General features: G+C 66.9%; 17 protein-coding genes and 2 tRNA genes. 10 read left to right on the top strand and 9 right to left on the bottom strand.

The window, feature by feature from the left end; genetic code table 11:
- Positions 1-34 precede the first annotated feature (34 nt).
- The 6 genes from clpP (at position 35) to ACTRWB_RS21550 (ending at position 7,385) form a co-directional block, all read left to right on the top strand.
- Positions 35-688: an ATP-dependent Clp endopeptidase proteolytic subunit ClpP gene (gene clpP, locus ACTRWB_RS21575; protein ID WP_010092137.1), complete on the top strand. Its 654-nt coding sequence runs from the start codon at positions 35-37 to the stop codon at positions 686-688.
- Positions 689-852: 164 nt separating this feature from the next.
- Positions 853-2,124 (top strand): ATP-dependent Clp protease ATP-binding subunit ClpX, encoded by a 1,272-nt coding sequence (gene clpX, locus ACTRWB_RS21570; RefSeq protein ID WP_048248493.1) that lies wholly within the window; start codon positions 853-855, stop codon positions 2,122-2,124.
- 197 nt (positions 2,125-2,321) lie between these two features.
- Complete coding sequence (gene lon / locus ACTRWB_RS21565) at positions 2,322-4,745, top strand: endopeptidase La (RefSeq protein ID WP_048248492.1); 2,424 nt, start codon at positions 2,322-2,324, stop codon at positions 4,743-4,745.
- A gap of 207 nt (positions 4,746-4,952) precedes the next feature.
- Positions 4,953-5,028 (top strand) — tRNA-Val (locus ACTRWB_RS21560).
- A 23-nt stretch (positions 5,029-5,051) separates the two neighbouring features.
- Positions 5,052-5,128: transfer RNA gene (locus tag ACTRWB_RS21555), tRNA-Asp, on the top strand.
- Between the two features lie 322 nt (positions 5,129-5,450).
- The gene (locus tag ACTRWB_RS21550; protein WP_446903168.1) at positions 5,451-7,385 is read left to right on the top strand and encodes a SurA N-terminal domain-containing protein; all 1,935 of its coding nucleotides are present in this window, start codon (positions 5,451-5,453) and stop codon (positions 7,383-7,385) included.
- A gap of 73 nt (positions 7,386-7,458) precedes the next feature.
- On the opposite strand, the gene ACTRWB_RS21545 is transcribed toward ACTRWB_RS21550, so the two are convergent.
- Positions 7,459-8,133 (bottom strand): arylesterase, encoded by a 675-nt coding sequence (locus ACTRWB_RS21545; protein WP_343492201.1) that lies wholly within the window; start codon positions 8,131-8,133, stop codon positions 7,459-7,461.
- On the opposite strand from ACTRWB_RS21545, the gene ACTRWB_RS21540 reads away from it, so the two are divergent.
- The gene (locus tag ACTRWB_RS21540; RefSeq protein WP_343492202.1) at positions 8,132-8,833 is read left to right on the top strand and encodes an ABC transporter ATP-binding protein; all 702 of its coding nucleotides are present in this window, start codon (positions 8,132-8,134) and stop codon (positions 8,831-8,833) included. The genes ACTRWB_RS21545 and ACTRWB_RS21540 overlap by 2 nt on opposite strands.
- Positions 8,834-8,905: 72 nt before the next feature.
- On the opposite strand, the gene pgi is transcribed toward ACTRWB_RS21540, so the two are convergent.
- The 3 genes from pgi to ACTRWB_RS21525 all read right to left on the bottom strand — a co-directional run bounded on the left by pgi (position 8,906) and on the right by ACTRWB_RS21525 (position 13,538).
- On the bottom strand, positions 8,906-10,528 hold the full coding sequence (gene pgi / locus ACTRWB_RS21535; protein WP_446903167.1) for a glucose-6-phosphate isomerase: 1,623 nt from the start codon (positions 10,526-10,528) through the stop codon (positions 8,906-8,908).
- 111 nt (positions 10,529-10,639) lie between these two features.
- Positions 10,640-12,184, bottom strand: a complete 1,545-nt coding sequence (locus tag ACTRWB_RS21530) for an NAD(P)H-hydrate dehydratase (RefSeq protein ID WP_446903166.1) — start codon at positions 12,182-12,184, stop codon at positions 10,640-10,642.
- Positions 12,185-12,236: 52 nt separating this feature from the next.
- Complete coding sequence (locus tag ACTRWB_RS21525; RefSeq protein ID WP_446903165.1) at positions 12,237-13,538, bottom strand: FAD-dependent oxidoreductase; 1,302 nt, start codon at positions 13,536-13,538, stop codon at positions 12,237-12,239.
- 328 nt (positions 13,539-13,866) lie between these two features.
- Between ACTRWB_RS21525 and purL the strand changes: the two genes are divergently transcribed.
- Both purL and ACTRWB_RS21515 read left to right on the top strand, forming a co-directional pair.
- Positions 13,867-17,931: a phosphoribosylformylglycinamidine synthase gene (gene purL / locus ACTRWB_RS21520; RefSeq protein WP_446903164.1), complete on the top strand. Its 4,065-nt coding sequence runs from the start codon at positions 13,867-13,869 to the stop codon at positions 17,929-17,931.
- Positions 17,932-17,936: 5 nt separating this feature from the next.
- Positions 17,937-18,482, top strand: coding sequence for a GNAT family N-acetyltransferase (locus tag ACTRWB_RS21515; protein ID WP_446903311.1), 546 nt, complete (start codon positions 17,937-17,939; stop codon positions 18,480-18,482).
- 148 nt (positions 18,483-18,630) lie between these two features.
- Here ACTRWB_RS21515 and ACTRWB_RS21510 read toward each other — a convergent pair whose 3' ends face one another.
- The 5 genes from ACTRWB_RS21510 to ACTRWB_RS21490 all read right to left on the bottom strand — a co-directional run bounded on the left by ACTRWB_RS21510 (position 18,631) and on the right by ACTRWB_RS21490 (position 22,447).
- Positions 18,631-19,413, bottom strand: coding sequence for a peptidylprolyl isomerase (locus ACTRWB_RS21510; protein ID WP_129512340.1), 783 nt, complete (start codon positions 19,411-19,413; stop codon positions 18,631-18,633).
- 18 nt (positions 19,414-19,431) lie between these two features.
- The gene (locus tag ACTRWB_RS21505) at positions 19,432-19,740 is read right to left on the bottom strand and encodes a BolA family protein (protein ID WP_048248478.1); all 309 of its coding nucleotides are present in this window, start codon (positions 19,738-19,740) and stop codon (positions 19,432-19,434) included.
- Between the two features lies 1 nt (position 19,741).
- A complete protein-coding gene (locus tag ACTRWB_RS21500; RefSeq protein ID WP_011352350.1) occupies positions 19,742-20,272 on the bottom strand; it encodes a septation protein A in 531 nt (176 codons plus the stop codon).
- A gap of 130 nt (positions 20,273-20,402) precedes the next feature.
- Positions 20,403-20,834, bottom strand: a complete 432-nt coding sequence (gene msrB, locus ACTRWB_RS21495) for a peptide-methionine (R)-S-oxide reductase MsrB (RefSeq protein WP_129512339.1) — start codon at positions 20,832-20,834, stop codon at positions 20,403-20,405.
- A 44-nt stretch (positions 20,835-20,878) separates the two neighbouring features.
- Complete coding sequence (locus ACTRWB_RS21490) at positions 20,879-22,447, bottom strand: protein adenylyltransferase SelO (RefSeq protein ID WP_446903163.1); 1,569 nt, start codon at positions 22,445-22,447, stop codon at positions 20,879-20,881.
- A 155-nt stretch (positions 22,448-22,602) separates the two neighbouring features.
- On the opposite strand from ACTRWB_RS21490, the gene ACTRWB_RS21485 reads away from it, so the two are divergent.
- Complete coding sequence (locus ACTRWB_RS21485; RefSeq protein WP_446903162.1) at positions 22,603-24,246, top strand: 3-(methylthio)propionyl-CoA ligase; 1,644 nt, start codon at positions 22,603-22,605, stop codon at positions 24,244-24,246.
- The last annotated feature ends 123 nt before the right edge of the window (positions 24,247-24,369 follow it).

The following is a 24,369-nucleotide window of genomic DNA, read 5'->3' as shown; positions in this document are numbered from 1 at the left end:
CCGTTCAATTTTCCATTCGAACAAGGTTCATTGAATGATCACTCGCGCTGAATTGCTGGACATGCTTGCTTCGAACGCGCCGCAGGGTTTCGAGGCTCAAGCACTGGGGCTGGTGCCGATCGTCGTCGAAACGAGCGGCCGCGGCGAGCGTTCGTACGATATCTATTCGCGTCTCCTGAAGGAGCGCCTGGTGTTCATGGTCGGTGAAGTGAACGACCAGACCGCCAACCTCGTGGTCGCGCAATTGCTGTTCCTCGAGAGCGAGAATCCCGACAAGGACATCAGCCTCTACATCAACAGCCCGGGCGGGTCGGTGTCGGCCGGCATGGCGATCTACGACACGATGCAGTTCATCAAGCCGGACGTGTCGACGCTGTGCATGGGGCTCGCGGCCAGCATGGGCGCGTTCCTGCTCGCGTCGGGTGCGAAGGGCAAGCGCTTCGCGCTGCCGAACTCGCGCGTGATGATTCACCAGCCGCTCGGCGGCGCACGTGGCCAGGCATCCGACATCGAGATCCAGGCGCGCGAAATCCTCTACCTGAAGGAGCGGCTGAACCAGTTGCTCGCGCAGCACACGGGCCAGGACGTCGAGCGCATCGCGCGCGACACCGACCGTGATAACTTCATGTCGAGCGAAGACGCGAAGGCGTACGGGCTGATCGATCAGGTGCTCCTGAAGCGCCCGTAAATTTAAGTGGGGTGCCGCCCCGATTCGCGCGGCGCCCCGGCGATATCCCGCACGCCCCGAGCATCTGCGGCAAGCGCATTCGGCCCGCTCCGGTCGCGCCCTAGGCGCGGCGTTCGGAGCATTCGGCGTATCATGTCATTTACCTGTCCGGAGGCTCTACATTCATGGCGGACAAAAAAGGTTCGAACAGCGAGAAGCTGTTGTATTGCTCGTTTTGCGGGAAAAGCCAGCATGAGGTGAAAAAACTCATCGCGGGCCCGTCGGTGTTCATCTGCGATGAATGTATCGACCTCTGCAACGAGATCATTCGCGACGAGGCGGCTGCCGCCGGCGTCGAGGCCAGCCTGTCCCGGTCGGATCTGCCGAGCCCGCAGGAAATTCGCGACATCCTCGATCAGTACGTGATCGGCCAGGAGCGCGCGAAGAAAATCCTCGCGGTGGCCGTGTACAACCACTACAAGCGCCTGAAGCATCTCGACAAGAAGGACGACGTCGAGCTGTCGAAGAGCAACATCCTGCTGATCGGCCCGACGGGCTCCGGCAAGACGCTGCTCGCGCAGACGCTCGCGCGGTTGCTCAACGTGCCGTTCGTGATCGCCGATGCGACGACGCTGACCGAAGCCGGCTACGTCGGCGAGGACGTCGAGAACATCATCCAGAAGCTGTTGCAGAACTGCAACTATGAGGTCGACAAGGCCCAGCGCGGGATCGTCTACATCGACGAAATCGACAAGATCAGCCGCAAGTCGGACAACCCGTCGATCACGCGCGACGTGTCGGGCGAGGGTGTCCAGCAGGCACTGCTGAAGCTCGTCGAGGGCACGATGGCGTCGGTGCCGCCGCAGGGCGGCCGCAAGCACCCGAACCAGGATTTCATCCAGGTCGACACGACCAACATCCTGTTCATCTGCGGCGGCGCGTTCGACGGTCTCGAAAAGGTGATCACCGATCGTACCGAGAAAACCGGCATCGGCTTCGGCGCGACGGTCAAGAGCAAGCAGGAACGCGACGCGGGCGAAGTGCTGCGCGAAACGGAACCGGAAGACCTGATCAAATTCGGTCTGATCCCCGAATTGATCGGCCGTCTGCCGGTGGTCGCGACGCTCGGCAAGCTCGATGAAGCCGCGCTGATGAAGATCCTGGTCGAGCCGAAGAACGCGCTCGTGAAGCAGTATCACAAGCTGTTCGCGATGGAGCGCGTCGAGCTGGAAATCCGGCCGGGCGCGCTGCAGGCGGTTGCCCGCAAGGCGATCCGCCGCAAGACCGGCGCGCGCGGTTTGCGTTCGATCATCGAACAGGCGCTGCTCGACGTGATGTACGAACTGCCGACGATGAAAGGGGTCAGCAAGGTCATCATCGACGAGAACGTCATCGAGGGCGACGGCAAGCCTTTGCTGATCTACGAGGACACGCCGAAGGTGGCGGGTTCGAACTGACCGGCTTGCCGACGATGTTCTGCGAAAAAGGCCGTTCATGAGACCGTGGGCGGCTTTTTTTCGTTTATCTTGTGGGTAACTCTGACTCGACACGCGGTGGTTACTTTCTTACCGAATATTTCCCGCACTTGAAGGCTTGCAATTCGTTGTGGCGGCCTCAATTACCGAACAATTGATTCCACTCATGGGGAAATGAAATGTCAGGCACCCAACTTCTCCCGCCGGAACGCATCACGCTCCCGCTGCTGCCGCTGCGGGACGTCGTCGTTTTCCCGCACATGGTGATTCCGCTCTTCGTGGGCCGGCCGAAATCGATCAAGGCCCTCGAAGCAGCGATGGAAGGCGGCAAGCACATCATGCTCGTCGCCCAGAAAACCGCGGCCAAGGATGAACCGACCGAAAAAGACATGTACGAGGTCGGTTGTATCGCCAACATTCTGCAGATGCTGAAGCTGCCGGACGGCACCGTGAAGGTGCTCGTCGAGGGCCTGCAGCGCGCGAAGGCGTTGTCGATCGAAGAACAGGAGACGCAGTTCTCCTGCGACGTGATGCCGCTCGAGCCCGATCATGCCGACAGCGCTGAAACTGAAGCGCTGCGCCGCGCGATCGTGTCGCAGTTCGACCAGTACGTGAAGCTGAACAAGAAGATCCCGCCGGAGATTCTCACGTCGCTGTCGGGTATCGATGAAGCAGGCCGTCTCGCGGACATGATCGCCGAGCGCCTGCCGCTGAAGCTCGACCAGAAGCAGCACATCCTCGAGATGTTCCCGGTCATCGAGCGCCTCGAGCATCTGCTCGCGCAGCTCGAAGCCGAGATCGACATCCTGCAGGTCGAAAAGCGCATCCGCGGGCGCGTGAAGCGCCAGATGGAAAAGAGCCAGCGCGAGTACTACCTGAACGAACAGGTCAAGGCGATCCAGAAGGAACTGGGCGAGGGCGAAGAAGGTGCCGATCTCGAGGAACTCGAGAAGCGCATCAACGCCGCGCGCATGCCGAAGGAAGCGAAGAAGAAGGCCGACGCCGAGCTGAAGAAGCTGAAGCTGATGTCGCCGATGTCGGCGGAAGCCACCGTCGTGCGCAACTACATCGACACGCTGATCGGCCTGCCGTGGCGCAAGAAGAGCAAGGTCAACAACGATCTGTCGAACGCCGAGCAGGTGCTCGACGAGGATCACTTCGGCCTCGAGAAGGTCAAGGAACGCATCCTCGAGTACCTCGCGGTGCAACAGCGCGTCGACAAGGTCAAGGCACCGATCCTGTGCCTCGTCGGGCCCCCGGGTGTCGGCAAGACCTCGCTCGGCCAGTCGATCGCCCGTGCGACGAACCGCAAGTTCGTCCGGATGGCGCTTGGCGGCGTGCGTGACGAAGCCGAGATCCGCGGCCACCGCCGCACGTATATCGGTTCGATGCCGGGCAAGATCCTGCAAAGCCTCGCGAAGGTCGGCGTGCGCAATCCGCTCTTCCTGCTCGACGAAGTCGACAAGATGGGCATGGATTTCCGCGGCGATCCGTCGTCGGCACTGCTTGAAGTGCTGGATCCGGAACAGAACCACACGTTCGCCGACCACTACATCGAGGTCGACTTCGACCTGTCGGACGTGATGTTCGTCGCGACGTCGAACTCGCTGAACATCCCGCCGCCGCTGCTCGACCGGATGGAAGTGATCCGTCTGTCGGGCTACACGGAAGACGAGAAGGTCAGCATTGCCCAGCGTTACCTGCTGCCGAAGCAGAAGAAGAACAACGGGCTGAAGGAAGGCGAGATCGACGTGACCGAACAGGCGATCCGCGACATCATCCGCTACTACACGCGTGAAGCCGGTGTGCGTTCGCTCGAGCGGGAAGTGTCGAAGATCTGCCGCAAGGTCGTGAAGATGCTGCTGCTGAAGAAGGCATCGGGCGCGATCAAGGTCGATGGCGAGAACCTCGATACGTTCCTCGGCGTGCGCAAGTACGACTTCGGCCTCGCGGCGAAGGAAAACCAGGTCGGTCAGGTGACGGGCCTCGCGTGGACGGAAGTCGGCGGCGACCTGCTGACGATCGAAGCCGCGGTGATGCCGGGCAAGGGCAACGTGATCCGCACGGGTTCGCTCGGCGACGTGATGAAGGAGTCGGTCGAGGCTGCACGTTCGGTCGTGCGCTCGCGTTCGCGCCGTCTGGGCATCAAGGACGAAGCGTTCGAGAAGCAGGACATCCACATCCACGTGCCGGAAGGCGCGACGCCGAAGGACGGTCCGTCCGCCGGCGGTGCGATGACGACCGCGCTGGTGTCGGTGCTGACGGGTATCCCCGTGCGTGCCGACGTCGCGATGACGGGCGAAATCACGTTGCGTGGCGAAGTGCTGCCGATCGGCGGGCTGAAGGAAAAGCTGCTTGCCGCGCATCGCGGTGGCATCAAGCTCGTGCTGATCCCGGAAGAGAACGTGAAGGATCTCGCGGACATTCCGGACAACGTGAAGAACGCGATCGAGATCGTGCCGGTCCGCTGGATCGACAAGGTGCTGGAGCTCGCGCTCGAGCGTTCGCCGACTCCGCTGCCGCCGGAAGAAGAAGCGAAGGCAGCGGCGCCGGTCGGCGAGGCGGCGAAGGATGCCGGCTCGACGGAAGTCGTCAAGCACTGAGACCCTGAACGCCGTCGTTCCTGACGGTCGTTCACGAAACCCGCGGCGTGTCCGCGGGTTTTTTTTATGCGTGTCGAAATCGAGCGCGGGCGCGGCAGAAAAAAATTCGCATCCAGGCTTGGCAAAATGATCGGGGATGAATTAAACTTGCGGGCTCGCTGGTTGTTGATGCGGAAACGCAGATCGCAGCCAGAACGAATCGGGAACGGGTGCTTAGCTCAGCTGGTAGAGCGGCGCCCTTACAAGGCGTAGGTCGGGGGTTCGAACCCCTCAGCACCCACCAGTTTCCTGATTCAGCCAGACCAAGGAGCGGTAGTTCAGTCGGTTAGAATACCGGCCTGTCACGCCGGGGGTCGCGGGTTCGAGTCCCGTCCGCTCCGCCAAAAAAATGAAGAAGCCCGCCTTGTGCGGGCTTTTTCATTTGCGTCTCTCGTTGCGCCCGCTGGCGGGCGCGTGACTGCGGAGTGGAGGAAGCCGCCTGCGCGGCTTCCGGCGGGACTCGAAGGGTTGCGCTTGCAAGCGCAACCGCGGCCTGCGGGATGTAGGCGAGTCCCGTCCGCTCCGCCAAAAAAATGAAGAAGCCCGCCTTGTGCGGGCTTTTTCATTTGCGTTTCCGGTTGCGCCCACGCGTACCACGTCTGCTTTTCTCCCGTCCCACCCCGTATGTTGTAATATCGGACGTTTTGTCCAATTTTCCCGTCACGCATGCTCGATTTCTTCCGTAATCACCAGCGCCTGATGATGGCGCTCCTGCTCCTGATCGTGTTGCCGGGGCTGGGTTTCGTCGGGATCCAAGGTTTCCGCGGCTTCTTCGACGATAGTGCGAACGTCGCGGCAGTCAACGGGCACAAGATCACGCGGGTCGAATTCGACGGCGCGTTCCGCCAGCAGATCGACCAGGCGCGTCAGGCGCTCGGCGGGCAGTTCGACATCAAGATGTTCGATACGCCCGACCATCGCAAGCAGGTGCTCGACGGCCTGATCCAGCAACGCGTGCTGGCCGACGAGACGCAGCGTCTGCACCTGACCGCCTCCGACAATGCCGTGCGCGAAGCGCTGATGAGCGACCCGATGATCGCGTCGCTGAAGAAGCCCGACGGTTCGATCGATGTCGAGCGTTATGCGCAACTGCTGTCGTTCCAGGGGATGACGCCCGAGCAGTACCAGGAGCGCGTGCGCTACAGCCTCTCGCTGCAGCAGATTCCGGCCAGCATCGTGTCGAGCGCGTTCACGCCGAAGAGCCTCGCGCAGCGCCTGTCCGAACTGGCCGCGCAGCAGCGCGAAGTGCAGGCGCTCGTGCTGAAGACGAGCGACTTCGCATCGAAGGTCCAGCCGACCGACGCGCAGCTCGCCGCGTACTATGACGCGCACAAGCAGAGCTTCGCGACGCCGGAGACGGCGACGATCCAGTACCTCGTCTATTCGCCGGCCGCAGCGGCCGCGAGCGCGCAGCCGACCGATGCGGACGTCAAGAAATTCTACGACGACAATCCGACGCACTTCCGTACCGAAGCGCAGGTTCGCGTCAGCCACATCTTCTTCGCCGCGGCGAGCAGCGCAAGCCCGGCCGACAAGGCCGCCGCGAAGACGAAGGCCGAGCAAGTGCTCGCGGACGTGAAGGCGCATCCGGATCAGTTCGCGCAAATCGCGCAGAAGAACTCGCAGGACGCGCCGTCGGCAGCGAAGGGCGGCGACCTCGGCTTCATCACGCGCGGTTCGACGGCGGGCGGCAAGGCGTTCGACGATGCCGCATTCGCGCTGAAGCAAGGTGACGTGAGCGGTGTCGTGCAGTCGGATCTCGGTTTCCACATCCTGAAGGCGACCGAAGTGAAGCCGGCGGCCGTCAAGCCGTTCGCGGACGTGAAGGATCAGATTTCGGCCGAACTGAAGCAGCAGTACGCATCGAAGGCGTTCTCGGACAACGCGGAAGGCTTCACGTCGACCGTCTATGAAAAGGCGAAGACGCTGCAGCCGGCCGCGGACAAGTACAAGCTGACGATCCAGACGGCCACCGTCACGCCGACGCCGAATCCGCAACTGCCGCCGACGAGCCCGCTGAACAATCCGAAGTTCCTGGCCGCCGTATTCGCGAACGATGCGGTGAAGAACCAGAACAACACGCAAGCGATCGACATCGGCAACAACACGCTGATCTCGGCACGCGTGACCGCGTACAAGCCGGCGGCCGTGCCGGCGCTCGACACGATCAAGGACGCCGTGCGCCAGAAGGTCGTCGCCGAGCAGGCCGCGGAACTCGCGAAGAAGGACGGCGCGGCAAAGCTCGCCGAACTGCAGAAGTCGAAGTCGGCCGACGGCTTCACGCCCGCGCAGAAGGTGTCGCGCACGCAGTCGCAGGGCCTGACGCCGGCTGCGCTGAGCGCCGTCTACAAGGTCGATGCGAAGACGCTGCCGGCCTACGTCGGTGTCGATCTCGGCGCGGACGGTTACGCGATCTACCGCGTGAACGCGGTGATCCCGGGTTCGGCGGTCGATCCGCAGCAACTGGCGGCCGCACAGCAGCAGATGGCACAGGTCGACGCGCAGAGCGAAGGCGAGGCGTATCTCACCGCGCTGCGCGATCGCTCGAAGGTGAAGCTGTACGGTACGACGACCAGCCAGTCGCAGGACGGCGACAACTGAGCACCGTTTCGCACGCAACAATAAAAAGCCCCGCTTCGAGCGGGGCTTTTTGTTTTCCGGAAAGGCTGAGTGGTCAGCCGCGCGGCTTGCCGAGCAGCGGCTTCAGCGCCGGCCATACGTTGTCGAGCAGGATGCCCTGCGCCTGCTGCGCGGGATGCATCTGGTCGGACTGGAACATCTCGGGCTTGTTCTCGATGCCGGCCAGCAGGAACGGCACGAGCGGCACGCCGAGATCCTTCGACAGCCGCGTATAGACCGCGTGGAATTTCTGCGTGTAGTCGGGCCCGTAGTTGGGCGGCACGTACATGCCGACCAGCACGACCTTCGCCTGCGCGTGCCGCGCGCCGGCGATGATGTCGCGCAGGTTCTGCTCGGTCGTCGCGAGCGGCACACCGCGCAGCGCGTCGTTCGAGCCGAGCTCGACGACGACGATCGACGGCTTGAGCCGCTGCAGCACCGCGGGCAGCCGCGCTCGGCCGCCGCTCGTGGTATCGCCGCTGACGCTGGCGTTCGCGACGCTATAATCGATTCGCTCGGTCGTGAGCCGTTGCCGAAGCAATGCAACCCAGCCCGTGTCGCGCGGCAGCCCGTATTCGGCCGACAGGCTGTCGCCGAGCACGACGATCACAGGCTGGCCCGATGTCGGCGCCGGCGCCGTCACCGCGCGTGCAGGCGCGGTGGCGGCCAGCAGGGTACCCAGCAGCGCGGCGACCGCCGCGCGCCTTTTCCAGCGAAATGTCGTGTCCATGTTCAAGATTACCGATCCGATCATCGAAGTCCATGACGTGTGCAAACGGGTCGCCGACGCAACGGGCGAGCTGACGATTCTCGACGGCATCACGCTCGCCGTGCGGCCGGGCAGCAGCCTTGCGATTGTCGGCGCGTCGGGGTCGGGCAAATCGACGTTGCTCGGCCTGCTTGCGGGGTTGGACAGCGCGACGAGCGGCACGGTTCGCCTGCTCGGCCGCGCGCTCGACCAGCTCGACGAGGACGAGCGCGCCGCGCTGCGCAACGGCGCGGTCGGGTTCGTGTTCCAGTCGTTCCAGCTGATGCCGCACCTGACGGCGCTCGAGAACGTGATGCTGCCGCTCGAACTGCAGGGCGGCATCAGCGCGCGCGACGCGGCCGACCGCGCACGGGCGCTGCTCGTGCAGGTCGGTCTCGGCGAACGCACCGCGCATTATCCGAAGCTGTTGTCGGGCGGCGAGCAGCAGCGCGTTGCGCTCGCGCGTGCCTTCGTCACGCGCCCGGCGATCCTGTTTGCCGACGAGCCGACCGGCAGCCTCGACGCGGCGACGGGGCATGCGGTCATCGACCTGATGTTCGAACTGAACCGCACGCACGGCGCGACGCTCGTGCTCGTCACGCATGATGCCGAACTCGCGCGCCGCTGCGCGACGACCGTGACGCTCGACGCCGGGCACATCGTTGCGCCGCACGCAGCATAGCGCGGCGCCTGAATTTTTCTGCCGGCCGCGCAGGTCGGGCTGCACGGCCGGCATGGGCATGACGCGGTAGCGTCAGCGCTTGAGCGCCGCGCGGGCGCGCGCGATCAGCGCCGTGGTCGACGAGTCGTGCTTCGCGGGATCGAGCGACTCGGCCGACAGGTCGGCTTCGACGACCTTGCCGAGAATCTTGCCGAGCTCGACGCCCCACTGGTCGAACGGATTGATGTCCCACACCGTCGCCTGCACGAGCACCTTGTGCTCGTAAAGCGCGATCAGCGCGCCAAGCGCGCGCGGCGTCAGCGCATCGACGAGCAGTGTCGTGGTCGGGCGGTTGCCCGGGAACGTCAGGTGTGGCGCGAGCGCCTCGTTGCCGGGCCCGGCGACCTTGCGCGCTTCGTCGAGCGTGCGGCCGAGCATCAGTGCCTCGCTCTGCGCGAAGCAGTTCGCGAGCAGCTTCGGATGATGGCTTGCGAGCGCATGCTCGGGCGTCAGCACCGCGATGAAGTCGATCGGCACGATCGTCGGCCCCTGGTGCAGCATCTGGAAGAACGCATGCTGGCCGTTGGTGCCCGGCTCGCCCCACGTGACGGCCGAGGTCGGGTAATCGACGAAGGTGCCGTCCAGGCGCGCGGATTTGCCGTTGCTCTCCATTTCGAGCTGCTGCAGGTACGACGGCAGGTAGTGCAGCGCTTCCGAATACGGCGCGACGAGATAGCTCTGCGAGCCGAAGAAATTCCGGTACCAGATGCCGATCAGGCCGAGCAGCACCGGCAGGTTGCGCTCGAGCGGCGCTTCGCGGAAATGGCGATCCATGTCGTTCGCGCCGGCCAGCAGCTCGTCGAACTGTTCGGGGCCGATCGCGATCATGATCGACAGCCCGACCGCCGACCACAGCGAATAACGACCGCCGACCCAATCCCACATTTCGAATACGTTTTCCGCGGCGATGCCGAACTTCACGACTTCGGCCGGGTTCGCCGACACGCCGACGAAGTGCTTCGCGAGCGCGTCCTCGGGGCAGCCGCGCGCGACGAACCAGTCGCGCAGCGAGCGTGCGTTCGTCATCGTCTCGAGCGTCGTGAAGGTCTTCGACACGATGATCGCGAGCGTTTCCTCCGGATCGACCTGTTCGAGCACGCGCGCGAGATCGGCGCCGTCGACGTTCGACACGAAGTGGGTCGAGATGTCGGGCGTCGCGACGTGGTGCAGGGCATGCACGACCATCTTCGGCCCGAGATCGGAACCGCCGATGCCGATGTTGATCACGTGGCGGATGCGCTTGCCCGTGTAGCCCGTCCAGGCGCCGCTGCGCACGGCACGTGCGAAGGTCGCCATCTTCGCGCGCTCGGCGCTCACCTGCGCGTGGAACGGCGCTTGCGGATCGGTCGCGCGCAGCGCGGTATGCAACGCGGCACGGCCTTCGGTCGGGTTGACGATTTCGCCCGCGAACATCGCGTCGCGGCGTGCTTCGACGCCGGCGTCGCGCGCGAGCTGCACCAGCAGGCGCAGCGTTTCGTCATTGATGCGGTTCTTCGAGAGATCGGCCGCGAGACCGCCGCCCGGGATCGTGAAGCGTTCGGCGCGGGTCGGCGCGCGATCGTTTTCGGGCGCGAACCAGTCGCGCAGCCGGGCGTGGCGGATCTGTTCGAAGTGGGATTGAAGGGCAGTCCAGGCGGGGAGCGAATTCAGCGTCATGGCGGTTCGAGTGAAGCGTGAATCGGGAGGAATGCCGCGCCGGCTCATCGGGATCGGAAAGCCGGCGGACGAGAAGGCCCGCCGTGCGGCGGGGCAGTCAGTATAGCGGCGTTACGTGTCGGCGCGCGGCGACGCATAAAAAAGGCGATTGACTAGCGTGCGCACCATCGGCGCGAGCTCGCCCGCGGTGAGCCCGGCCGGGCCGGTGCCGTGCGCGGTCAGCGTGTCGGCCGCGAGACCATGCAGGTAGACGCCCGCGAGCGCTGCTTCGTATGGCGCGACGCGCTGCGCGAGCCATGCGCCGATCAGGCCGCCGAGCACGTCGCCGGTGCCGCCCGTGGCGAGCGCCGCGTTGCCGGTCGGATTGATCGTCACGCGGCCGTCGGGCGCCGCAATCACCGTGCCCGAGCCTTTCAGCACGACGATCGCTGCGTAGCGCGCGGCGAGGGCCTGCGCGGCCGCGACGCGGTCGTGCTGCACGGTCGCCGTGTCGCTGCCGAGCAGCCGCGCGGCCTCGAGCGGATGCGGCGTCAGCACGCACGCATTGCCGCGCGCGCCGCGCGTGGCGACGGCGGCCGCGAGGTCCGCGTGCGTCGCGACGAGGTTCAGTGCGTCGGCATCGAGCAGCGTCGCGGCGTCGTGCAAGAGCGCGTCGCGCACGAGCGTCGCCGCGGCCTCGCGCGTGCCGAGACCGCAGCCGGCCGCGATCGCGGTCATCGCGCCGAGATCGAGGCCGTCGGCCGGATGCAGCATCAGTTCGGGGAACGGCGGGTCGTACGGCGGCGCGCCGGTGCCGAGAAAACCGACGTGCACCTTGCCGGCGCCCGCGAACAGCGCGGCGCGCGCGGCCAGGATCGGTGCACCGCACATGCCCGTGTCGCCGCCGAGCACCGCGAGGCTGCCGAACGTGCCCTTGTGGGACGCAAACGCGCGCGCGGGCAGGGCCGCGGCGAACCGCGCGGGTGCATTCAACACGATGGCCGGCGCGGCGGGCGGTGCGACGTCGAGCGACGCGACCTCGATCTCGCCGGCGAGGTCGCGGCCGTCGCCCGTATAGAGGCCCGGTTTCGCGCCGATGAAGGTGAGCGTGTGGGTGGCCGCGACGGCTGCGCCCGCGCCGACGATTCGGCCCGTATCGTTGTCGAGCCCGCTCGGCACGTCGAGCGCGAGCACGCGGCCGCCGCTGCGCGCATGCGCGGCGATGCGCGCGGCCTGCTCGGCGAACGCACCGTCGAGCGCGCGGCCGAGGCCGATGCCGAACAGCCCGTCGACGACCCACGCATAACCGTCCAGCGACGCGGGTGGCGTGGCCGACAGCGGCACGCCGGCCGTGCGCGCGAGGCCGAGCGCCCATTGCGCGTCGTCCGGCCTGACCGGCACCGGCATCCATGCCTGCGTCGCGACGCCGAGCTGCTGGAGGTGCGCGGCGGCCACCAGTGCATCGCCGCCGTTGTTGCCGGGGCCGACCGCGAACCACACGGGGCGGTCATCGCCGGCGACGCGCTCGGACAGCCAGCGCGCGGCGGCGGCGCCCGCGCGGCCCATCAGCGTGTGCGGCGGCAGCGCCGCGCTCGCGTCGGCTTCGGCCGCGCGCAGGTCGGCGACGCGCAGCAGCGCGATCGGATCGGAATCGGGAAACGGGCGGGTAACGGTCATCGCGGGGTCGTGGCGGCTGGCAAGGAGGCTGCCCGGGATGGGCCCGCGGCGGTCAGGTCGTGAAGCGCCCGGCGCGCAGCGCGGCGAGCGTGTCGGCGGGCCAGTGCTGCACGTCGCCGGCCAGATAGTCGGTCACCACTTTAGCAGACCCGCACGCGAGCCCCCAGCCGGCCGGGCCGTGCCCGAAATTGACGAACACGCGCGGATGCGGGGTCGGACCCACGACCGGCAAGCCGTCCGGCGACAACAGTTGCGTGCCTTGCCACGACAGCGCGGCCGAGATCCTGGCGGCACCGGGCACCCAGTCGTGGACGGCCTGGCCGAGCAGCGCGAGCGCCGCCTCGGACAGCGGCTCGGCAAGCGGCTTCGCGGTGTCGGGCAGGCTCTGCAGCACGCCGGCGCCGCCGACGCGCAGCCGCTGGTGGGTGCGCGTGATCGAGATCCGCTTGATCGAGTCGACGACGCTCAGGTGCGGCGCGTGTTCTTCGTACGCGACCGGTGCGGTGAGCGTATGGACGCGCACCGGGTGCAGCGGCAGGCGCCAGCCGAGCCGGTCGAGCAACGGCAGGCTGCCGGCGCCGGCGGCGACCACGATCGCATCGGCGGAAATCACGTCGACCTCGCGCGCGTTCGACGCGTGCCGGTCGCCGGTCGGTACGAGCTCGACCGCGGCGCGGCCGGTGTCGACACGGATCGCGGCGACGTCCGCGCCGAAGCGGAACTGCACGCCGTGCTCGTCGAGCGTCTGCTTGACCAGTTTCGCGAACAGCGGGCAGTTCCCGGTGCGTTCGGTCTCGAGCAGCACGCCGCCGGCGAAACCGGGCTCGGCCGGCACCGACGGCTCGAGCGCCGCGCATTCGTCGGCGCTCAGCGTGCGATACGGCTGGTCGAGCGTGCGCAGCAGGTCGAGCGCGGGCTGCATCGCTTCCCAGTCGCGCGGATCGCGCACGACATGCAGGATGCCGGGCTTCTGCTCGAATTCGAGTTCGAGGCGCGCCTCGGTGTCGGCGAGCATGTCGCGCGACGCGTCGATCAGCGGGCGCAGCCGCGCGTACTGCGCGGCGAACGCGTCGGGCTCGCGCAGCGTGCCGAGCTGCTTGACGAAGCGGCGCACGCCGCCGTTGAAGCCCGGCTTGTAGACGATGCCGCTATCGCGCGGCTGGCGCTGGCGCATGAAGGTCGGGCCGAACCAGACGTCGAGCGGGCTCGGCAGCAGGGCGCCGCCGTCGCCATAGGTCGCGCCCTGCGCGACGGTCGCGTGGCGTTCGATCACGCACACGCGGTGGCCGGCCGCGCGCAACTGGTAGGCGGTGGCGACGCCGCTGATTCCGCCGCCGATGACGATGACATCCATGGATTGCTTCGATGACGGGCGGCGCGCACGCCGCCCGGTGAGAATTCGCTGAGGGCTCCGGCCCGGTGAACCCGGAATGATAGCGCCAAAATCGCGGGAGCCGGCGTCGGGCGAGCGCGTTCCGTGCGGCCGCTCCGTGGCCGCCGGCTGTCGCGTCCGCGCGGGCCGGCCCGGCGGGCGGGCCGTGCGCGGCGCACACCGGGGCACCGTTGCGGTGCATGCGGGCTACCGATCGGCCGGTCTTGGGCGACCGACTTCCGGGTATAATTACGGCCTTCTTTCGCCCCACGTCGCCACCTCGCGCGACTCATCGACGTCAGTCCAGCCCATGGCTCACTTCTCGTGTTTTCCCGGCGCTTCGGCCCTCTCCGATTTCCGTCAAACCCGTCTGCTCGACACGCTCAGGCAAATCGACGCCAACATCGTCGCGGTGCGCGGGCAGTTCCTGCACTTCGTCAATGCGGCCGAGCCGCTGTCGGCCGACGACAGCGCGCGCATCGATGCGCTGATGCACTACGGCGCGCCGTTCGAGCCGGCGGCCGAGAAGGGGACGGCCGAGACCTTCGTCGTGCTGCCGCGCTTCGGCACGGTTTCGCCGTGGGCGAGCAAGGCGACCGACATCGCGCAGCACTGCGGCCTTACGCACGTGCGCCGCATCGAGCGCGGCGTCGAATTCACGGTCACGCTGAAGTCAGGCCTGCTCGGCGGCAAGAAGGCGCTGTCCGACGACGCGCGCACGGCCGTCGTGGCCGCGCTGCATGACCGGATGACCGAAAGCGTGGTCGCGGCCCGCGACGATGCGAAGCACCTGTTCGACGAACTGCCGGCCAAGCCGCTCGCGAGCGTCGACGTGCTGGGCGTCGGCCGCAGCGCGCTCGAGCGCGCGAACGTCGAGCTGGGCCTCGCGCTCGCCGACGACGAGATCGACTACCTGGTCGACGCGTTCCGCAAGCTCGAACGCAATCCGACCGACGTCGAATTGATGATGTTCGCGCAGGCGAACAGCGAGCACTGCCGCCACAAGATCTTCAACGCGCAGTGGACGATTGACGGCGAAGCGCAGGACATGTCGCTGTTCGCGATGATCCGCAACACCGAAAAGCTGAACCCGCAAGGCACGATCGTCGCGTATTCGGACAACTCGTCGATCATGGTCGGCGCCGAGGCCGAGCGCTGGTTCCCGCGCAACGCGGGCGCGGCCGGCGAGCCGGGCGAGCGTTATGGCCGCCACACCGAGCTCACGCACACACTGATGAAGGTCGAGACGCACAACCACCCGACGGCGATCTCGCCGTTCCCGGGCGCGGCGACCGGCGCGGGCGGCGAGATCCGCGACGAAGGCGCGACGGGCCGCGGCGCGCGTCCGAAGGCCGGTCTCACGGGCTTCACAGTGTCGAACCTCGACCTGCCCGACGCACGCCAGTCGTGGGAAAACGCGCGCGACGCGGCGCAGCCGGTCGGCGAGCGCAACCCGAACGACGCGCACGGCCCGTACGGCCGTCCGGACCGCATCGCGTCGCCGCTGCAGATCATGATCGACGGCCCGCTCGGCGGCGCCGCGTTCAACAACGAATTCGGCCGCCCGAACCTCGGCGGCTACTTCCGCGTGTACGAGCAGAACGTCGACGGCCAGGTGCGCGGTTATCACAAGCCGATCATGATCGCGGGCGGCCTCGGCAACATCGCCGACCAGCACACGCACAAGCACGACGTGCCGGCCGGCTCGCTGCTGATCCAGATCGGCGGCCCCGGCATGCGGATCGGGATGGGCGGCGGCGCGGCGAGCTCGATGGCGACCGGCGCGAATACGGCCGAACTCGACTTCGACTCGGTGCAGCGCGGCAACCCCGAAATCGAGCGTCGCGCGCAGGAAGTGATCAACGGCTGCTGGCAACTCGGCGCGGAAAACCCGATCCTGAGCATCCACGACGTCGGCGCGGGTGGTCTGTCGAACGCGTTCCCCGAGATCGTCGACGGCGCGGGCAAGGGCGCCCGCTTCGAACTGCGCAAGGTCGCGCTCGAGGAATCGGGCCTGTCGCCGCGCGAAATCTGGTCGAACGAGGCGCAGGAGCGCTACGTGCTCGCGATCGCGCCGGCCGACCTGCCGCGTTTCGAAGCGATCTGTGCACGCGAGCGCTGCCCGTTCGCGGTGGTCGGTGTCGCGACCGACGAGCGTCAGTTGCAGCTCGTCGATGACGAAGCGACGGGTGCCGACGAATACCCGGTGGACATGCCGATGGAAGTGCTGCTCGGCAAGCCGCCGCGCATGCACCGCGACGTCGCGCGCGTCGCGACCGAGCGCGCGCCGGTCGACGTGACGGGCATCGCGCTGTCGGAAGTCGCGGTCGACGTGCTGAAGCACCCGACGGTCGGCAGCAAGTCGTTCCTGATCACGATCGGCGACCGTTCGGTCGGCGGCACGTCGGTGCGCGACCAGATGGTCGGCCCGTGGCAGGTGCCGGTGGCCGACTGCGCGATTACCGCGCTCGACTATGCGGGCTTCAAGGGCGAGGCGATGACGATGGCCGAGCGCACGCCGCTCGCGGTGATCGACGCGCCGGCATCGGGCCGCATGGCGGTCGGCGAGGCGATCACGAACATCGCGAGCGCGCCGATTGCGTTGCTCGACAAGCTGAAGCTGTCGGCGAACTGGATGGCCGCGTGCGGCACGGCCGGTGAAGACGCCGCGCTGTACGACACGGTCAAGGCGATCGGCATGGAGCTGTGCCCGGCGCTCGGGATCGGCATCCCGGTCGGCAAGGACTCGCTGTCGATGAAGACGAAGTGGGACGAGCAGGGCGTCGCGAAGGAAGTGGTCTCGCCGGTGTCGCTGATCATCTCCGCATTCGCGCCTGTCGAGGATGTGCGCCGGCACCTGACGCCGCAACTGCGCCGCGTCGCCGACGCAGGCGACAGCGTGCTGATCGCGATCGATCTCGGCCGCGGCAAGAACCGGATGGGCGGCAGCATCTTCGCGCAGGTCACGCAGCAGGTCGGCGACACGACGCCGGACGTCGACGACGCGGAAGACCTGAAGTGCTTCTTCAACGCGATCCAGTCGCTCAATGCGCAGGACAAGCTGCTCGCGTACCACGATCGCTCGGACGGCGGCCTGTGGGCGACGGTGTGCGAAATGGCGTTCGCGGGCCACGCGGGCGTGTCGCTGAACGTCGACATGCTGACGCTCGACCCGAACCACGAATCCGACTACGGCGACGCGAAGGACTGGGCGAAGCAGACGAGCGGCCGTCGCGACGATCGCACGCTGCGCGCGCTGTTCTCCGAGGAACTCGGCGCCGTCGTGCAGGTGCGTACGGCCGACCGCGACGCGGTGCTCGGCGCGCTGCGCGAATTCGGCCTGTCGGCGTGCTCGCACGTGATCGGCGCGGTCAACGACCGCGACGTGATCGAGGTGTACCGCGACGCGAAGAAGATCTTCGACGCGCCGCGCACCGAACTCCATCGCGCGTGGGGCGAAGTGAGCTGGCGCATCGCGCGCCTGCGCGACAACCCCGCCTGCGCGGATGCCGAATACGATGCGCTGCTCGACGCGGCCGATCCGGGCATCTCGCCGGTGCTGAGCTTCGATCCGGCCGACGACATCGCCGCGCCGTTCATCGCGACGGGCGCCCGCCCGCGCGTTGCGATTCTGCGCGAGCAGGGCGTGAACTCGCATCTGGAAACGGCCTACGCGTTCGACCGCGCGGGCTTCGATGCGCACGACGTGCACATGAGCGATCTGCTCGCGGGCCGTGCAACGCTTGCCGATTTCGCGGGCGCGGTCGCGTGCGGCGGCTTCTCGTACGGCGACGTGCTGGGCGCGGGCGAAGGCTGGGCGAAGACGGTTCGCTTCAACGCGAACCTCGCCGACATGTTCTCGGCATTCTTCGCGCGTCCCGACACGTTCGCGCTCGGTATCTGCAACGGCTGCCAGATGATGTCGAGCCTCGCGTCGATGATCCCGGGCGCGGAAGCATGGCCGAAGTTCACGCGCAACAAGTCCGAGCAGTTCGAGGCGCGCTTCTCGTTCGTCGAAGTGGAGAAGTCGCCGTCGATCTTCTTCGCGGGGATGGAAGGCTCGCGGATTCCGGTCGCGGTCGCGCACGGCGAAGGTTATGCGGACTTCTCGCAGCAGGGCGACATCGATCGCGTCGCGGTTTCGATGCGGTTCGTCGACCACCGTGGCGAGGCGACCGAGCGTTATCCGTTCAACCCGAACGGCTCGCCGGCCGGCATCACGTCGGTCACGACGGCCGACGGGCGCTTCTCGGTGCTGATGCCGCACATGGAGCGCGTGCATCGCACGGTCGCGATGAGCTGGCACCCGGAAAGCTGGGGTGAAGCGAGCCCGTGGCTGCGCGTGTTCCGCAACGCGCGCCGCTGGATCGGCTGATCCGGATGATGTTCGACCCGAACGCACCGGTCGAAGTCGTCACGCTGCGCGACGAGCGCAAGAGTGAGGCCGACGCGATCGGCCGCGTGATCGTCGAGGCGTTCGCGGGCGAGCCGCAGGGCGGCCAGTTCGAACGGCGGATCGTCGACGCGCTGCGCGCGGACGGCGCGCTGAGCGTGTCGCTCGTCGCGGAGCGCGACGGTCGCATCATCGGGCACGTCGCGTACTCGCCGGTCGCGATCGGCGGCGAGCCGGCCGGCACGCAGCAGTGGTACGGGCTGGCGCCGCTCGCGGTGCGGCCCGACTGCCAGCGGCAGAGCATCGGCGCGGGGCTCGTGCGCACGGGGCTCGACGCGTTGCGCCGGCTCGGCGCGCGCGGCTGCGTGGTGCTCGGCGATCCCGCGTACTACACGCGCTTCGGGTTCGCGCCGTCCGGCGACATCGTGTTTCCCGGCGTGCCGCCCGAGTATTTCCTCGCGCTGTCGTTCGACGAATCGGTGCCACGGCCTGCGGGCGACGTTCGTTATCACAACGTGTTTTATCCCGCGTAACGCGTAGCGATCACGGCCGCGCAGCCTGCGCCCGATCCCGCCAAGGCCGCTCTTCGGAGCGGCTTTTTCTTGTGCTTTTCCCGAACGACCATGAAAAAAGGCCACTCCGAAGAGCGGCCTTTCGATGCGCGGGCGACTGGCGCCGGCGTTACTGAATCTTTGCCTGCTGGCGCAGGCCTTCCTCGAACGCCTGCAGCTTCTGCTGCACGAGCTGCTGCGCGATCTGCGCCTTCACCTGGTCGAACGGCGGCGGTGCGATGTCGCGGATGTCGTCGACGCGGATGATGTGCCAGCCGAACTGCGTCTTCACCGGCGCATCGGTCATCTGGCCTTTCTGCAGCTTCTGCGCGGCCGCCGCGAATTCCGGCACGTATGCCTTCGGGTCCGACCAGTCGAGATCGCCGCCGTTCTTGCCCGAACCCGGATCCTTCGAGTATTGCTTCGCGAGATCCTCGAACTTCGCGCCGGCCTTGATCTTCGCGATCAGGTCCTTCGCCTGCTGCTCGTTGTCGACGAGGATGTGGTGCAGGTGGTATTCGCGGTTGCCGCCGGCGCCCTTGACGAGGTCGTCGTAACGCGCCTTCACTTCGGCGTCGGTCGGCTGGTTCTTCTTCAGGAAGCTCTCGATCATCGAACGCAGTACGACGGTCTGCTGGGCGACGGCGACCTGCGCCTTCACGTCCGGACGATTCGGGATGCCTTCGCGGATCGCTTCCTGCATCAGGATTTCGCGGTTCACGAGTTCCTGGCGCACGGCCTGCTGCAGCTGCGGGCTATCGGTCTGGCCTTGCTGGACGAGTTGCGCGACCATCGCGTCGGCGCGCGACTTCGGAATCGGCGTGCCGTTCACGACGGCGATGTTCTGGGCGAATGCCGGCGCCGCTGCGAATGCAGCCGCCGCGACCCACAGGCGAGGGGATTTCAGGATCATCGGGAATTCCTAATGAGACTAGATAGAAGATTCGTTGAATTCTTCGGGCGTGTAAGCCACGATCGCGAGCGCGTGAATGCCGCGCTGCATCGCATCAGCGAGCGCATCATACACCAGCCGGTGCCGCGCGACGCGCGGCTTGCCCGCGAAGGCGGCCGACACGATCGTGACCGTGAAGTGGCCACCGGAGGCCGCGCCGGCGTGGCCCGCGTGCTGCGCGCTGTCGTCGCGCACGGTGAGCGACACGGGGGCGAGCGACGCGGTGAGGCGCGCTTCGATCAGCGCGATGCGTTCGTCAGGCGACGCGTGGAGAAAGGCGTCCGTCATGTCATTCGTCCTTCAGGTACTTCGTGAGCCACAAGCTCTGCAGGATGATGAACACGACCATCGCGCCCGTCGTACCGAACAGCTTGAAGTTCACCCATTGCGATTCGGTGAAGTTGTGCACCACGTACAGGTTCGCGACGCCGAGCACCGCGAAGAACAGCGCCCAGGCGACGTTCAGCTTGTCCCACACGGGGTGCGGCAGCGTGAGCTGCTTGCCCATCATCTTCTCGATCAGGTTGTTGCCGAACGCATAACGCGCGGCGAGCAGCCCGATCGCAAACAGCCAGTACAGCACAGTCGGTTTCCATTGAATGAATTTCTCGTCATGCAGGACGAGGGTGGCGCCGCCGAAGACGACGATCACGCCGAGGCTGACCCACAGCATCGTGTCGACCTTCCGGTGCCGGAAGGCGACCCACGCGACCTGGGCCAGCGTCGCGACGATCGCGACGGCGGTGGCGGTAAAGATGCCCCAGACCTTGAAGGCGGCGAAAAACAGGATGATCGGAAACAGATCGAACAGAAATTTCATGGCGCTCGCAGCTGCGTGAAAGGCCGCTTGCGCGGCCTTTCACCGTTGTAGGGACCCGCCAGGCACCGCCGTCGCGGATCGGGGCGGCCAGCCCGAGAGCAGGCCGCCCCGTCGATCCGCCCGGCGCCGCTCATTCGTTTTCGGGTCGGGACTCGAAGTTTAACGCAGCCGAATTGATGCAGTACCGCAAACCGGTCTGGTCGCGCGGGCCGTCCTCGAAGACGTGGCCGAGATGCGCGCCGCAATGGTTGCAGCGGACCTCGACGCGGACCATCCCGTGCGAGTAGTCGACCTTCTCGTCGATCACCTCGCCGTTGAGCGGCTTGAAGTAGCTGGGCCAGCCGCAGCCCGAGTGGAATTTGGACCCGGATTCGAACAGCGGCGTGCTGCAGACGACGCATTTGTAGATGCCGGCGTCCTCGGTGTCGGTGTATTCGCCGGTGAATGCGCGCTCGGTCGCCGCATGCTGCGTGACCTCGTACTGCATCGGCGTGAGCCGGCGGCGCAACTCGGTGTCGTCCTTCTTGTACGGGAAGGTCTTGTCGTCGGAATCGTGGGACATGGGGGTTCTCCTGATCGGTCGGTCGATACGCGCGGGTTGGGGCTTCAGGACGAGCAGCTCACTTCGAGCGACCCGGCCCAGTCGGGCGGCAACGCCGCGTAGGCTTCGTATTCCGGTTGTTCGTCGAACGGCCGGCGCAGCACTTGGGCGAGCCGCTCGACTTCGGAAAAATCCTTTTCCTTCGCGCGTCGGATCGCGACTTCGGCCAGATGGTTGCGCAGCACGTATTTCGGGTTTGCGCGGTTCATCGCGGCCGCACGTGCCGCGTCGTCGCGCGTTTCCTCGGACAGCCGCGCGCGATAGAGGTTCGCCCACGCATCGAACGCGTCGCGGTCGATGAACAGGTCGCGTACGGGCGCGTCGCGGCTCGCATCGTGCTTCGACAGCTGCGCGAGCCGGCGGAACGTCAGCGTGAAATCCGCGTGGCTCGCATGCATCGTCTCGAGCAGCTTGTTGGCGAGTTCGGCATCGTTCTCGCGTTCGAGCTCGAGGCCGAGCTTCGCGCGCATCGCGCGTTCGAGCGCGGGGCCGAACCGTTCCGGAAACTTCGCGAGCACGGCCTGTGCGTCGTCCACCGCGCGCTCGGCGCGCGCGTCGTCGTCCGCGATGCCGTGCTGCAGCCCGATCAGCGGCAGCAGCGCTTGCGCGAGGCAGTAGCAGTTCCAGTGCGCGATGCGCGGCTGCATCCGGTATGCGTAACGGCCGCTCGTGTCCGAGTGGTTGCAGATGTGGTTCGCGTCGAATGCATCGACGAAGCCGAATGGACCGTAGTCGATCGTCACGCCGAGGATCGACATGTTGTCGGTGTTCATCACGCCGTGGCAGAAGCCGACGGCCTGCCATTGCGCGACGAGATCGGCGGTGCGCAGCGTCGCGGCTTCGAGCAGCGCGAGGTACGGATCGTCCGCGTCGCGGCATGCCGGATAGAAGCGGTCGATCACGTGGTCGGCGAGCTGGCGCAGCAGGTCGGGGCGATCGTTCGAGAAGAAGTGCTCGAAGTGGCCGAAGCGCACGAAGCTCTCCGACACGCGCGTGACGACAGCCGACGTCTCGATCTCCTCGCGGACCACCGGCTGGTCGGAGCCGATCACCGTCAGTGCGCGCGTGGTCGGGATGCCGAGGTGATGCATCGCCTCCGAGCACAGGAACTCGCGGATCGACGAGCGCAGCACCGCGCGGCCGTCGCCCATCCGCGAATACGGCGTGCGGCCGCTGCCTTTCAGTTGCAGCTCGTAGCGGCGGCCGTCGGTGCCGGTGCGCTCGCCGATCGTCAGCGCGCGGCCGTCGCCGAGCTGGCCGGCCCACACGCCGAACTGGTGGCCGGAATACACCGACGCGTACGGCATCGCGCCCGCGGGCCAGTCGCGCGTCGGGTTGCCGGCGAACAGCTCGGCGAACGCGGGCTGCGCGGCGATCGAGGGCGGCAGGTCGAGCAGTTGCGCGACTTCGCCGGAAAAACCGACGACGTACGGCGCGGCAAGCGGCGCGGCCGGCAGCCGCGTATGAAACGCATCGCCGAGCTGCACGAACGCGCCGTCGGCGGGCGCGCCGAGCGTGGCGGCGAGGTCGGGGAGGGTGTCAGCCGTATCGGCTGCGCTTCGGGAAAACGACATGTTGAGCGCCTCTGGGTAAGCCGATATTGTAAGGCGGCGCCGCGCCGCCCGCATGGCGGCCCGCGCACCGTGCGCCACGCCTGTCCGGGCCGCTGACGGGCGCATGCCGGTTCGAGGTGCTTCACCGATTCGCGTCCTTCAGGGAGAACAAGACGATGGGTAAGCCGTTGCTGGGCCAGATGATGGACGTGCCGTTGCTGGTGTCCTCGCTGATTACGCATGCCGCGCGGCACGCCGGCGACACGGAGATCGTGTCGAAGCGCGTGGAAGGCGACCTGCATCGCTACACATATCGCGATTGCGAACGCCGCGCGAAGCAGCTTGCGCAGGCGCTCGCACGGCTCGGCATCGAGACCGGTGACCGCGTCGGCACGCTGGCATGGAACGGCTACCGGCATCTGGAAGCGTATTACGGGATCGGCGGAATGGGCGCGGTGTGCCACATGATCAACCCGCGCCTCTTTCCCGAGCAGATCGCGTACATCGTCAATCACGCGGAAGACCGCTACGTCCTCTTCGACATCAATTTCGCGCCGCTCGTCGACGCGATCGCGCCGCAGTGCCCGCACGTGAAAGGCTGGATCGCGATGACGGATGCGGCGCACCTGCCGTCCGGCGCGACGCCGTTCCTCTGCTACGAATCGCTCGTCGAAGCCGAGGACGGCCGTTACGACTGGCCGCATCTCGACGAACAGCAGGCGTCGGGGCTTTGCTACACGTCGGGCACGACCGGCAATCCGAAAGGCGTGCTGTATTCGAATCGCTCGACCGTGCTGCACGCGTACGGCGCCGCGCTGCCCGACGCGATGAACCTGTCCGCGATGGACGCCGTGCTGCCCGTCGTGCCGATGTTCCACGTCAACGCGTGGGGGCTGCCGTACGCGGTGCCGCTCACGGGCGGCAAGCTCGTGCTGCCCGGCAAGGATCTCGACGGGAAATCGCTGTACGAGCTGATGGAGGCCGAGCGCGTGACGTTTTCCGCGGGCGTGCCGACCGTGTGGCTCGGCCTGCTGAACTACATGCGCGAAGCCGGCGTGCGTTTCTCGACGCTGAACCGCACGGTGATCGGCGGCTCCGCGTGTCCGCCCGCGATGCTGCGCACGTTCGAGGACGAATACGGCGTGCGCGTGATCCATGCGTGGGGCATGACCGAGCTGTCGCCGCTCGGCACGCTCGCGAAGCTCAACTGGGCGCAGTCGCAGCGGCCGCTCGACGCGCAGCGCCGGCTGCTCGAGAAGCAGGGGCGCGTGATCTGCGGCGTCGACATGCGGATCGTCGGCGAGGACGGTCATGAACTGCCGTGGGACGGCGTCGCGTTCGGCGAACTGCAGGTGCGCGGGCCGTGGGTGATCGACCACTACTTCCGCGGCGATGCGTCGCCACTGTCGGACGGCTGGTTCCCGACCGGCGACGTCGCGACGATCGACCCCGATGGCTTCCTGCAGATCACCGACCGCAGCAAGGACGTGATCAAGTCGGGCGGCGAGTGGATCAGCTCGATCGATATCGAAAACGTCGCGATCGCGCACCCGGGGGTGGCCGAAGCCGCCTGCATCGCGTGCGCGCACCCGAAATGGACCGAGCGCCCGCTGCTCGTCGTGGTGCCGCGCGAAGGCGCAAACCTGAGCCGCGACACGCTGCTCGCGTTCTATGAAGGCAAGGTCGCCAAATGGTGGATTCCCGACGACGTCGTGTTCGTCGAATCGCTGCCGCACACCGCGACCGGCAAGCTGCAGAAGCTGAAGCTGCGCGAGACGTTCCGCAATTACGTGTTGCCGACGGCGGTGGGCGAGCCGTAACGCCCGCGATCCGGTCGCCCGATCCGTCCCCGGATCGGGATAAAAATTCAAATTGAACGACCGTGCTTTTTCGTTGTATGCTGCCTGCGTTCGATCCGGACATGCGGCTGTTCGACCGCGCAC

This window comes from Burkholderia sp. YIM B11467 (genome assembly GCF_052952715.1).
The sequence above is the reverse complement of the archived record's forward strand: the minus strand, read 5'-3'. Positions and strand labels throughout refer to the sequence as shown.